Annotated in this window: 12 protein-coding genes, 1 pseudogene and 1 riboswitch; of the genes and pseudogenes, 6 read left to right on the top strand and 7 right to left on the bottom strand. The window is 37.4% G+C overall.

Annotated elements, in window-relative coordinates; genetic code table 11:
• The first annotated feature begins 9 nt into the window (after positions 1 to 9).
• The gene (locus tag SJY30_RS04420; RefSeq protein ID WP_396634391.1) at positions 10 to 1263 is read left to right on the top strand and encodes an NAD(P)/FAD-dependent oxidoreductase; all 1254 of its coding nucleotides are present in this window, start codon (positions 10 to 12) and stop codon (positions 1261 to 1263) included.
• A 73-nt stretch (positions 1264 to 1336) separates the two neighbouring features.
• Here SJY30_RS04420 and thiH read toward each other — a convergent pair whose 3' ends face one another.
• The 6 genes from thiH to thiS all read right to left on the bottom strand — a co-directional run bounded on the left by thiH (position 1337) and on the right by thiS (position 6758).
• Complete coding sequence (gene thiH / locus SJY30_RS04415) at positions 1337 to 2449, bottom strand: 2-iminoacetate synthase ThiH (RefSeq protein ID WP_396634390.1); 1113 nt, start codon at positions 2447 to 2449, stop codon at positions 1337 to 1339.
• Positions 2450 to 2455: 6 nt separating this feature from the next.
• Positions 2456 to 3220: a thiazole synthase gene (locus tag SJY30_RS04410; protein WP_396634389.1), complete on the bottom strand. Its 765-nt coding sequence runs from the start codon at positions 3218 to 3220 to the stop codon at positions 2456 to 2458.
• 1 nt (position 3221) lies between these two features.
• Positions 3222 to 3875: a thiamine phosphate synthase gene (thiE, locus tag SJY30_RS04405; protein WP_396634388.1), complete on the bottom strand. Its 654-nt coding sequence runs from the start codon at positions 3873 to 3875 to the stop codon at positions 3222 to 3224.
• 9 nt (positions 3876 to 3884) lie between these two features.
• Positions 3885 to 4526 carry a thiamine phosphate synthase gene (locus SJY30_RS04400; RefSeq protein WP_396634387.1) on the bottom strand — a complete coding sequence of 214 codons (642 nt, stop codon included), beginning with the start codon at positions 4524 to 4526 and terminating at the stop codon, positions 3885 to 3887.
• Positions 4527 to 4632: 106 nt separating this feature from the next.
• Positions 4633 to 6492, bottom strand: a complete 1860-nt coding sequence (thiC, locus tag SJY30_RS04395) for a phosphomethylpyrimidine synthase ThiC (protein ID WP_396634386.1) — start codon at positions 6490 to 6492, stop codon at positions 4633 to 4635.
• 62 nt (positions 6493 to 6554) lie between these two features.
• Positions 6555 to 6758 carry a sulfur carrier protein ThiS gene (gene thiS, locus SJY30_RS04390; protein WP_396634385.1) on the bottom strand — a complete coding sequence of 68 codons (204 nt, stop codon included), beginning with the start codon at positions 6756 to 6758 and terminating at the stop codon, positions 6555 to 6557.
• Positions 6759 to 6858: 100 nt separating this feature from the next.
• Positions 6859 to 6952, bottom strand: a riboswitch (TPP riboswitch).
• A gap of 274 nt (positions 6953 to 7226) precedes the next feature.
• Between thiS and SJY30_RS04385 the strand changes: the two genes are divergently transcribed.
• The 5 genes and pseudogenes from SJY30_RS04385 to SJY30_RS04365 all read left to right on the top strand — a co-directional run bounded on the left by SJY30_RS04385 (position 7227) and on the right by SJY30_RS04365 (position 11628).
• Entirely contained in the window at positions 7227 to 8120 is an 894-nt protein-coding gene (locus tag SJY30_RS04385; protein ID WP_396634384.1) for a DUF4382 domain-containing protein, read from the top strand.
• A gap of 271 nt (positions 8121 to 8391) precedes the next feature.
• Positions 8392 to 9447 (top strand): serine hydrolase domain-containing protein, encoded by a 1056-nt coding sequence (locus SJY30_RS04380; RefSeq protein ID WP_396634383.1) that lies wholly within the window; start codon positions 8392 to 8394, stop codon positions 9445 to 9447.
• 125 nt (positions 9448 to 9572) lie between these two features.
• Positions 9573 to 10304: pseudogene (locus SJY30_RS04375) on the top strand (NAD(P)-dependent oxidoreductase).
• A gap of 19 nt (positions 10305 to 10323) precedes the next feature.
• Positions 10324 to 10890: a hypothetical protein gene (locus SJY30_RS04370; RefSeq protein ID WP_396634382.1), complete on the top strand. Its 567-nt coding sequence runs from the start codon at positions 10324 to 10326 to the stop codon at positions 10888 to 10890.
• A gap of 138 nt (positions 10891 to 11028) precedes the next feature.
• Complete coding sequence (locus tag SJY30_RS04365) at positions 11029 to 11628, top strand: DUF6642 family protein (protein WP_396634381.1); 600 nt, start codon at positions 11029 to 11031, stop codon at positions 11626 to 11628.
• 102 nt (positions 11629 to 11730) lie between these two features.
• Here the strand turns inward: SJY30_RS04365 and SJY30_RS04360 are convergent, their stop codons facing one another.
• Complete coding sequence (locus SJY30_RS04360; protein ID WP_396634380.1) at positions 11731 to 12609, bottom strand: LysR family transcriptional regulator; 879 nt, start codon at positions 12607 to 12609, stop codon at positions 11731 to 11733.
• Between the last annotated feature and the right edge of the window lie 43 nt (positions 12610 to 12652).

Below are 12652 nucleotides of genomic sequence, written 5' to 3'. Positions count from 1 at the left end.
AATTGTAAAATGAATAAACAGGATTATAAAATACATATTGTAGGTGCCGGAATTAGTGGCTTAACGGCAGCAACTGTGCTTGAACAAAACGGATATTTTCCTGTAATAATTGAAGCTAGCGATAGGGTAGGCGGTAGAGTTAAAACAGATATTGTAAACGGGTATCAGTTAGACCACGGCTTTCAAGTATTATTGACCGCATATCCGGCTGCTCAAAAATATCTTGACTATGAATCTTTAGAACTGCAGAATTTCTTGCCTGGAGCATCCATTTTTAAAAATAAAAAACAAGAAATAATCGGTGATCCGCTTAGAGATGCATCTTTATTATTTTTAACGCTGTTAGCTAGCGTAGGTACTGTTTCAGATAAGTTTCAAATTCTTAAGTTAAATACCAACCTAAAGAAAAAATCCATCCAAGAAATTTTTTCAGGTGAAGCGCAAACGACATTGTCTTATTTGACCGATAAAGGTTTCTCTTCTAAAATAATAGATAATTTCTTTACTCCTTTTTTTAGCGGAATTTTTCTAGAAGACGAGCTAGAAACTTCTAGTAGAATGTTCGAGTTTGTATATAAAATGTTCGGTGAAGGTGATGCTGCAGTACCAAAAGGAGGGATGGAAGAAATTCCTAAACAACTACTCCATCATTTAAAAAATACGGTTATTAAATATAATACCTCTGTATCTTCTATTAGCGATGACAAAATTAAACTTGGCAACGGAGAAGAAATAGAAAGTGATTTTATCATTGTCGCCACAGAAGCAAGTAACTTGATTCAAAATTTAAAGAATCAAGCCATTGAATGGCAGAGCAGTGATACACTGTATTTTGAAACAGAAAATAGAACGATTAAAAAGCCTTTAATTGGTTTGATTGCCAATAAAAGTGCTGTCATTAATAACATCTTTTATCATACTAGTCTTGAAACAACTACAAATACAGATAAAGAATTACTTTCTGTTACGGTTGTTGATAATCAAGGTTTATCTGGTAAAGCTTTAATAGATCAGGTACAAAAAGAATTAAAAGATTTATGTGGTATTACCTCTTCTAGGTTTATAAAACACTATCGTATACCTAAGTCACTACCAAAATTAGGTGAGTTGAACTATAAGATTTCACCGTCTGAAACACGCTTAACGGAAACCATTTATTTAGCGGGAGACGTTCAATTAAACGGTTCGTTAAATGCGGCAATGTTGGCGGGAGAAAGTGCAGCTCTCGGTGTACTGGAAAACTTAGAAGGTTTGTTTAAATAATAAAGCTTAAAAAAAGGCTCAATAAAAACAGTTAATTCGTGGTTATCACTATTTCTTAGCATTTAGCGTTGCGTTATTCCCAATTATTAGCCCAATCTTTCCAGACCACATCAAGTCCTTGCGACTTTAGCATAGCGGTGATTTCTTCCGTAGGTCTTTCATCGGATATTTCAAACTGTTCTAAAGATTCGGGCGCTACGGCATACCCACCGGGATTGGTTTTAGATTCCGCGCTAATTGAGGTGATTCCTAAATTGACAATATTATTTCTAAAAATTTCGCTTTCGCGGGTAGAAATGGATAATTCTACATCTTCATCCAATAATCTAAAGGCACAGATGAGTTGCACAAGATCGGGATCGGTCATTTCAACCTTCGGTTCCAATCCACCGGAATGTGGTCGTAATCTTGGAAAAGAAATGGAGTACTTGGTTTTCCAATACGTTTTCTGCAAATACTTTAAGTGTAAGGCAGTAAAAAAGCTGTCGGCTCGCCAATCTTCCAAGCCAAATAAAGCCCCTAATCCAATTTTGTGAATTCCGGCTTTACCCAATCGGTCTGGAGTATCCAATCGAAAATCAAAATTAGATTTCTTGCCTTTTGGGTGGTGTTTTTTATACTCATCCCTATGATAGGTTTCTTGATATACCAATACGGCATAGAGTCCGCTTTCTAACAATTGCTCATATTCATCTTGTAGCAAAGGCTGCACCTCTATGGTTATATTGGCAAATTGCGAACGAATCAGTTTTAAGGCATTATCGATATAATCCACACCAACTGTTCTATTTGCCTCACCTGTCACTAATAAAATATGGTCATAGCCTTTAGATTTTATATAGGCTACTTCTTTTAAAATTTCAGAGTCGGTCAAGGTTCTACGCGGAATTTTATTGGTCATACTAAAACCGCAGTAGGTACAAATGTTCTGGCATTCGTTACTTAGATACATGGGTGAGTACATTTGTATGATATTGCCAAAGCGTTTTTTTGTCAGTTGGCGACTCAATTGCGCCATTTGCTCCAAATAAGGTTTTGCAGCGGGCGATATCAATGCTTTAAAATCCTCTAAATCTCTTTTCGTATTTCCCAAAGCCCGTAATACATCGTGCTCGGTTTTAGAAAAAATACTTTGTAAGGTTTGATCCCAATTATAAGTATCGAAAATATCCTTAAAACTGCCCATATTACTTTAATTCAAAAAACTGGTTAACGGACTACTGGCTGCTGCTTTTTTGTGAACTACCGGAGCCAACTTTGCTTCATATGCCATTCTACCGGCGGCTACTGCCATTTTAAATGCTTTTGCCATTTGTACAGGATTCTGGGAAACCGCTATCGCCGTATTGACCAAAACGGCATCTGCCCCCATTTCCATAGCAAATGCAGCGTGCGAAGGTGCCCCGATCCCGGCATCTACAATTACCGGAACATTACTTTGATCAATGATGATTTCTAGAAAATCTTGCGTTTTCAATCCTTTATTACTTCCTATAGGGGCACCTAAAGGCATAACGCACTGAACACCCACTTCTTCCAGACGTTTGCACAACACGGGATCCGCATGTATGTATGGCATAACCACAAAACCTAACTTCACCAACTCTGTTGCTGCTTTAAGCGTTTCAATAGGGTCGGGGAGTAAGTATTTTGGATCGGGATGTATCTCTAACTTCACCCAATTGGTTTCAAGAGCCTCACGAGATAACTGCGCTGCAAATACCGCTTCTTTTGCCGTACGCACTCCCGATGTATTCGGTAACAAATTAATATGTGAATGGTTTAAATGCTGTAAAATGTCATCTTGCTCATCTTCAACGTCCACTCGTTTTAAAGCCACCGTAACCAATTCACTTTCAGAAGTTAACAAAGCTTCTTTCATTATCTTAGATGAACTGAATTTTCCCGTTCCCGTAAACAATCTGGAGCTAAACTTTTTATCTGCTATCTGTAACATATTATTTTCTTTTTTCTTCGGATATCCAACGTTGCTCGTCAAGCGGACCTCCATTGATCAATTTTTTCAACTCTGGTACCTTATTGAAATTACGGGTCACCTCACCAGACATGGCAATGCCATGTACACCTGTTTTCATAATTTCATTAATATCTTCTGCAAGAATACCGCCAATGGCAATAACGGGTACTTGCGCTTTCAGTTCTTCGAGTATGGTCAAGTAACCGTTTAAGCCCAAGACGGGACTCAAATTTTTTTTGGTCTCTGTAAATCGAAAAGGACCTAGACCTATGTAATCCACTTTCTTTGCGACTAAAGCTTCACAATCTTCAAGCGTATTGGCGGTGCCACCGATTATTTGCCAAGACGCTAGTTCTTTTCGGGCGGTAACAGGGCTAGTATCGGTTTTACCCAAATGCACTCCGTCTGCTTTAACCGCTGCCGCCACTTTGTAGTAATCATTGACAATTAATCGTGTTTGATATTTAGAGGTTATTTCCCTTGCTTTTTGTGCCGTACGCAACACTACACTTTCTGGCTGATTTTTTAGTCGTAATTGCACCAATTCAATACCAGAGGTACAGGCTTTTTGAATATGCTCTAAATGCTCTTGTGGTGTTTTACCTTGAGAGATATAATGTAAGGTTGGTATCATATTTTTTAACTATAACTTATAATTTTTATTTCTGATGGATGCTTTCTTCTGCTCCTGAACAGCAGTATCATAGTGCTTTTTCAGCGACACAAAGCTCTCTACCGGTTTTTCCATATTCCACACTCCGCCTAACACTCCGATGCCCTTATAACCGAGCGCTAACGTTGGTTTTACCGTTGCATTGTCAATACCGCCCATACCAACGATCAATTTATCAATAGTGTTAACATCGAACCCTTTACCCTTGTATCCTTTTTTAGAAATGGATGAAAAAACGGGACTCAGTAAATGATAATCGAATTCAAACTCGCAATCTTCTAAAACTTTTGGATCGTGAAAAGAAGAGCTTATGGTTTTACCGTACATATCTAAGCTTTTGAAATACTGACCAAGGTTGTCAATATGGTCTATTCGCATTTGCTCTTGAAAATGTAAACCTTTGAGATTGTAATCATTGATCAATTGATGATGTAAGTGCACCACGATTCTATCATGATATTTTGAATCAATCGCATTCAAATAATCGCAATGTTCTTCATAGTTTTTAAAGGGTTTTCTCAAATGATAATAATTCAAGCCCTGCTGAAACAGTTCATGTAAAATGGCTATCTCGTTGGGTATATCTTTTTCTGGTGCTATTACTACGATCATTTTTTCTGAGTTAAGGATTGCAATGAAAATCCTTTTGCTTTTTCTGCAAAAGATTGAAGTGGAAAGCCTGCCCACGCTTTTTTCGCGTGGGAACTTTCTTATGCATTTACAGGTAGACTTCTGAACCTTTTTGTTTAAACTCTTCTGATTTTTCGTCCATACCCTTTTGTATTACTTCGTTATCTACAATATCATTGGCAGCGGCAAAATCACGTACTTCTTGAGAGATTTTCATGGAGCAGAACTTTGGTCCGCACATAGAGCAAAAATGCGCTATTTTGGCACCTGCGGCAGGTAAGGTTTCATCATGATATTCGCATGCGCGTTCGGGATCTAGCCCCAAATTAAATTGATCTTCCCACCTGAACTCAAAACGGGCTTTGCTCAATGCATTGTCTCTATGTTGAGAACCGGGGTGCCCCTTTGCCAAATCTGCGGCATGGGCAGCTAATTTATACGTTACCACACCCACACGAACATCTTCTTTGTTAGGCAACCCCAGGTGTTCTTTTGGCGTTACATAGCATAACATGGCACAGCCGTACCAACCTATCATGGCGGCACCTATACCAGATGTTATATGATCATAGCCCGGTGCAATATCGGTCGTTAAAGGGCCTAATGTGTAAAATGGCGCTTCATCGCAGACATCGATCTGTTTTTCCATATTTTCTTTAATCATATGCATGGGTACGTGCCCAGGACCTTCAATGAAACATTGAACCTCGTGCTTTCTAGCGATCTGGGTCAATTCTCCTAAGGTCTCCAACTCTGCAAACTGTGCCTCATCATTGGCATCTGCCACTGAACCTGGGCGTAGCCCGTCTCCTAAAGAAAATGCAACGTCATATTGTTTTAGTATCTCGCAAATATCTTCAAAATGCGTGTATAAAAAACTTTCTTTATGGTGCGCCAAACACCATTTTGCCATAATTGACCCACCACGGGACACGATACCGGTTACTCTTTTGGCCGTCATAGGCACGTAGCGTAACAAAACCCCAGCATGTATGGTAAAGTAATCTACTCCTTGCTCTGCCTGTTCTATTAAGGTATCTTTAAAAATCTCCCAAGTAAGATCTTCTGCAACCCCGTTTACTTTTTCAAGTGCCTGATAAATTGGTACGGTACCAACGGGAACGGGAGAGTTGCGAATGATCCATTCACGGGTTTCATGAATATTCTCGCCCGTTGATAGATCCATAATATTATCTGCGCCCCAACGGCATGCCCATACGGCTTTTTCTACTTCTTCTTCAATAGAAGAGGTTACGGCAGAATTACCGATATTGGCATTTATCTTTACCAAAAAATTACGCCCCAAAATCATAGGTTCTGCCTCTGGGTGGTTAATATTAGACGGTATTACGGCACGACCTCGAGCTACTTCTTCTCGTACGAATTCGGGTGTAATTTTATCAGGAATAGATGCCCCGAAATGCTCGCCCTTATGCTGTTTTCTTATTTGCGTCATTTCATCTATACGCTGATTTTCACGTATAGCAATATATTCCATTTCTGGGGTAATGATTCCCTTTTTTGCATAGTGTAGTTGGGTAACGTTTTCTCCTTTTTTAGCCCGTAACGGTTTCTTCAGCAACTTAAAACGCATGTGATCTAAACTTTTATCGTTTAATCGCTCGTTGCAGTATTTAGATGAGAATGTATCCAATTCTTCTACATTACCTCTTTCCCTTATCCAGTTTTCCCGTATCCTTTCTATACCGGCATGTACATCTATAGCTATATTGGGATCGGTATAGGGGCCAGAAGTATCATATACGGTTACCGGTTCATTGGGTGTTTTCTTTTTGGTCATTGAATCTATGGTATCCGTCAGGGTAATTTCGCGCATGGCTACTTTGACCTCAGGATATAATTTACCTGGCACATAGATTTTTTTGGAATTTGGAAATGGTTTACGGGTAATGCCACCTTGTTTTGGTGCTGTGTCCTTATTTTTCATCTTGGCGATAGTGTTGTTTGGTTTTTATTTCTTTATGCTGTTTCTTAAAATACGAGGATTGATCAACCACCTTGGGTAGCCCTAATGACCAGAACTTCATCATTTTGTTGCAGCGTAGTCGTGTTCCACACTGTTTTGACAATGATATTTTCGTTGACGGCTACGGCTATACCGTTTACCGAAATACCCAGTTCACTAATGATTTCTTGTAAAGTAATAGTTGCCTTAAAGAGGCGAGGGGTGTCGTTTACGATGATGTTTATCATTTTTAAATTGCTTTATCAAAGCGCAAAGTGCTACTTTGATGTGTTTACGATGTAAACGGAGTGCATTAAAAAATGAATTGAAAAATGGAAAGTACAGGTATTGAACCCGTTAACTTTTCCCTACGTTGATATTAATCAAATCAGGTTCTAAGGATATTTCTCAAACTATGAAATAGCTACTCCTAAAGTTTACATGGCTAAGTTAGGAAATTGAAAGCTAACCTGTGCTTTACAGCTAAAAAAAATTGCTAGACTAAATAGATACCTACATTTTTAGATATTTGACTACCCAAAAAACTTAATCAAGAGTAGTATCAAATTTTTAATAATATGTATTACAACACCTTTAAATATCGAAAAACATGCTATACATCGAATAACTTTAATTTCAGGCAAGATTCTGCCGTTATTAGTTGTTTGAATTAATAGAGTACGCTAATTTTAAAACAAACCTACAAATTGATAAAAATGAAATTTATAAAATCTAACATTTTAGTTATTGCATTTATTACCTTCAGTACCCTAATAATGAGTTGCTCAGATGACAATGACGTAACTTCTGATTATGGCAGGCTATCGGTTAAATTGACCGATGCGCCCTTTCCTCATGATTTGGTAGCCGAAGCCAATGTCACCGTATTCAAGATCGATGCCAGGTACAAAGGTGATGTAAATTTAGATGAGGAAATGATCGATAGTACAAGTACATCGGTAGAAACAGATGGTGATAACCGGTTTATCGTACTTATGGAAGACGAGGTGCAAGTAAACCTTTTAGAGCTTACCAATGGTGTTACCGAAAATTTAGCCAACCTAGAAGTACCTGTTGGTACATACGACCTAATTCGTGTTTATGTGGAAGGTGTAAATGTGGTACTTAAAGATGGTACTATTTATGATTTAAAAGTACCAAGCGGATCACAATCAGGAATCAAAGTTTTTGTTAAACCTGGTATAACCGTAAATGGCGGATTGACATCTGATCTTTTATTGGACTTCGATGTTAGTAGGTCTTTTGTAGCAAAAGGCGGTACTCGAAACATTACCGGCTTTAATTTTAAACCGGTGATCAAGGCAAGTAATTTATCTACTGCAGGAACACTTGTAGGTTTTGTTACCGAGTTACAAGAAGAAACACCCGTAGGTGTTGAAGGTGCTCAAATAGCCTTATTTAGTGCAGATACGCTAAATACGACTACCTTTACCGATGTTGATGGCAGTTATATGCTTATGGGATTAGATGCGGGATCTTATACCGTTGAAGTCGAAAAGGATGGCTATATCATGCAAACCGCAGATAACGTTCAAATTGATGCCGCTAATAAAACCGTTCTAGATTTTGAACTGTCTATAGAAGATTAATAATTACGCTCTATTTATATACGAAGCGGGATAATTATCCCGCTTTTTTTATGGGCACTAATTTCAACTGAGACTACCTTTTTAAAATAATTAATGCTGTAACCAATTGAATAATAAGTTTATAAGAAAAACCATTCACTAAGGCATCACTTATTAAAAACGTAAATCTCTCAATTCACACTCAATAAATTACAGTTCAGTAAGTCCCAATTCATTTTTATCCTGAATCAAAATATATTTACATCATACAAAACACCAATGGGACAGCATCATGAAACATACCAAACCAAAGACCAGTAAGAAAAAACAAATATTCAGAATCATATTATTTGCCAGTACCTTCATTTCTTTATGGTTTGTACCGTGGATTTTAGTGAAAGCTTGGATCTTACCCTTACCGAATACGGTACAAGAGCAAGTAGATCAAACCTTAGGTTACGGATTTGACGGAGTCATTGTATATGTAGATGAAGCCGGTAAACCTCCTGCGTTTTATGGCGCTGGTTATCATAATACTGAAAATAAAATTCCCGTTAACCCAAAAGCACTTTTCAAAATTGCCAGTATCAGTAAATTATATGATGCCGTAGCAATTACCAAATTAGTCCATGACAACCGTTTATCGCTTGATAAAACTCTTGCCGATTACTTTCCTGAGCTTGTTGAACAAATTGAAAATGCAGAAAAGATCACCGTTAGAATGATGGTACAGCACAGAAGCGGCATCCCTAATTTCACCGATACACCAAACTTCTGGAACGAGCCGCCAAAATCTAGTGAAGATGCTTTAGCTCTTATTTTGGGTAAGCCTGCTGATTTTGCACCTGATGCTGACTATGCCTATTCCAATACCAATTATCTATTGCTTTCCATGCTAGTAGAAAAGGTAACCGGCAAGCCTAATTTTCAGTTTATAAAGGAAAACATACTAGTGCCCTTGAATCTTCATAATACTTACGGCTCTATGAACGAAATAGATATGGATGATTTAATGAGCGGCTATTATGTTGGTGTTGAAAAGGATATTAAAACGACCGATTATCGCTCTATGATTGCATCTGCCGAAGATGTGGGAATCTTCTTGAAATCTTTAAACGATGGCAGTTTACTTAATGAAAAAGAGATGAAAATATATGCATCTATCTACGAATTTAATCATGGAGGATTAATACCGGGCTACCAAAGTATGGCTGAATATCATAAGGATATTGACGCCGTAGTGGTTCAATTTATGAACACGACCGATTTTGAGGGCTATCATTGGAATTTACTACAAATTACACATAGTAGAGTGGTTAAAATATTACGTAAAGCAAAACAACTATAAAACCTTATAACTAACTTAAAATTAAACATATACAGACTAAAATCTGTAACAATTTTAGTATTTCATCGTCTTACAATCAAATCATCAATCAAATCTTCAATCAATCAATCAATCAATCAATCAATATGAAAGTTTTAGTGGTCGGCGCCAGTGGCGCCACGGGTAGTCAGTTAGTAGCACAACTTCTTTTGCAACAGCACTCCGTCAAAGTAATTGTACGTTCTTCTCATAAGCTCCCGAAATCATGGAAGAACAATGACAATATTCAAATTATCACTGCGAGTATTGCAGCATTAAGCAATGCTGAAATGGAAAATATAGTCAAAGATTGCGATGCTGTAGCATCGTGTTTAGGGCATAATTTAACCTGAAAGGGAATCTATGGCCAACCCAGAAAATTGGTTACCGATGCTACAAAACGCCTATGCGATGCCATACAAGCCAATACATTAGAACGTACTACAAAGTTTGTTCTAATGAATACGACCGGAAACCGTAATCGTGATTTGGACGAACGGATTTCTTTTGCACAAAAATGTGTCATAGGTCTGCTCCGCCTATTACTTCCGCCTCATGTAGATAATGAAAAGGCGGCAGATTATTTAAGAACCCAAATTGGTCAAAACAACAAAGCCATTGAATGGGTTATTGTAAGACCAGACGGATTAATAAACGAAGAGCAGGTTAGCGATTATGAAATTTTTCCTTCACCTACACGTAGCGCCATATTTAATGCTGGTAAAGTGAGCCGAATTAATGTCGCTCATTTCATGGCTAGTCTCATTGGTGATAATAAGCTTTGGAATAAATGGATAGGGCAGATGCCGGTTATTTATAATTCATCGCAAGACAATTAATTAAATAGCATATAACAAGATGGAAAGACTTATAAAACAGTTAGAAAAACAACATTCAGGCATAAAGGTTCTAGCCCTTTTTTTACTCACCAATATCGTTTATGCGTATATGCTTTTAGTTACCATTCCGGCAACGATGGAATTCTCGAACGGATTACAATTATTGGATATGATGCCCACAGGATATGATTTAGAGGTTGTAAAAACTCTTTTCAACACATTAGGAGATACCGGTCGCCAAACGTATCTCATCAAACAAATTCCTGTAGATATGATGTACCCATTACTCTTTGCTATTTCTTATGCTGCAATACTGGCTTATTTCCTCACCAAACTACCTAAATTGAGCCCTAAATTCCTTTATCTGTGTCTATTACCCATAATTGCGGGTATAGCGGATTATTTTGAAAACATCGGTATTATTACCATGCTAAATGCCTACCCAACTGTTACAGAGACTTCTGTAAACATCACCAGTATATTTTCAATTATTAAAAGTAGTGCTACCACTATTTATTTTTTAGTTTTAATGGTCGTCTTGATGATACTTGGTTTTCGTGAGTTGAAATCTAGAAGCAAAAATTAGCTACATTAACAAAACCCAATAACTATCAATGGGAGGGAGGCACTACCTATTACCAACCATATTTATCCCAAAAACGCTAAAAAGAATAAAACAGTTGCAGTAATTTTGTATTTCATACACCCCAAATAATACAAAAGCTTGTTAGAGAAAAGAAGACAATTACCCCAAGAACAATTAACAGATGAAGACCATTTCATTTACTGTTTAGAAGGTGTCGATGATATAGAAACCGAACAACTTACCGAAGCACAACAAAGCTTGGAACAGCTCGCCATGAAATATGGCATTGCAAGTATCTACAAAACGTGCGATACCATAGAAGGACTAGAAGATAGTCTAAACGCATTGGTGTTAGATGATCATAATTTTAAGGATTATGAGATTATTTATTTAGTGATGCATGGCGAAGCAAATAGTATCTGTCTAAATGATTACTACTATACCTTACAAGAAATTGCAGAAATCTTTGAAGGTCGTTTAAAAGGCAAAATCCTGCATTTTTCAAATGCAAAAATCCTGGATTTTGACGAAGAGGAAGCCCAGTACTTTTTAGATATTACAAACGCCAAGGCCGTTTCTGGCTACGGAAATGCTCGTAACGGTGTAAGCAGTGCAAATCTTGATAAAGCATTCTTTAACTTATTCAAAGAAGATGATGATATGTTCGAGGTCGTAGAAGAGCTGCACCAAAGACATTACAATGTCTGTAAAATGTTGGATTTTAGATTGTATTATTAGAAACGCCATCAAACTCTCATTAAATTTTGATTCTATAGTAACATGTAGAATCAACTGGAGTTCTCTTTAATTAAACTTATAACTTTTCAACTTAAAACGAGATTACAAAATCTTTAAAAAATAAGGCAGAGCTATATTTGTATTTGCCTTCTTCCAAACCGCAAATAGCTCGGTTTCCTGTGGTACACTGTTTAATTCAATAAATTTAATGTTATCGTTCTTGTCATCTCTAAGAGAGTTGGGTACTATAGAAACACCCAAACCGCCTGCTACCAATTTAAAAATAGTAGGGGCATGTATGGATCGATGTGATATTTTAGGAGCAAAACCATGGTCATTGCAAAGCGCTACAATTTGGTCATAATACATTTGACTATTCTCATTTGGGAACAGAACAAAAGACTCCTCTGATAATTGCGAAACGTCTTTAAAATTCGCTTTAGATATGGCATGTTCTTTAGGTAGAACCAAGGTGAATTTTTCTTTGAATACCGACTTAATTTCCATGGCAGGGGAAACAATATTAGAGCGTATGAACCCAATATCAATGCTGCCTGCTTCCAAAGCGGAAAGCTGATCAGTGTTACTTAGATCGTTCAGGTAAAATTCTATATTCGGGTGCGTCTCGGTAAATTTTTTAATAATAGGAGGCAGGTATTTTTGCATGGCGGAACCTACAAATCCTATTTTAAGTAATCCTTGTTTGCCAGAAACCGCAGATTTCCAACGTTCCATAGACACCGTAGCCTGATTTTGAATCAGCACCGCTTCTTGTTTAAAAAGAATTCCCTCAGCACTTAAACGTACCTTTCTATTGGTGCGTATAAATAATTTCTTCCCCAAAATAAATTCTAAACGCTGTATTTGTTGGCTTAAGGCAGATTGAGATATGTACAATTTCTCTGCCGCCTCTCGGTAATGTAAGGTATCTGCCAATACCAAAAAGTAGTGGAGGTGTCTAAATTCTAATTGATTAGTCATACTTATCAATAAACATACAATGTTAATTGTTTATTGTTAAAAT

It is taken from the genome of Maribacter sp. R86514 (genome assembly GCF_044597005.1).
Classification (GTDB): domain Bacteria; phylum Bacteroidota; class Bacteroidia; order Flavobacteriales; family Flavobacteriaceae; genus Maribacter.
The sequence above is the reverse complement of the archived record's forward strand: the minus strand, read 5'-3'. Positions and strand labels throughout refer to the sequence as shown.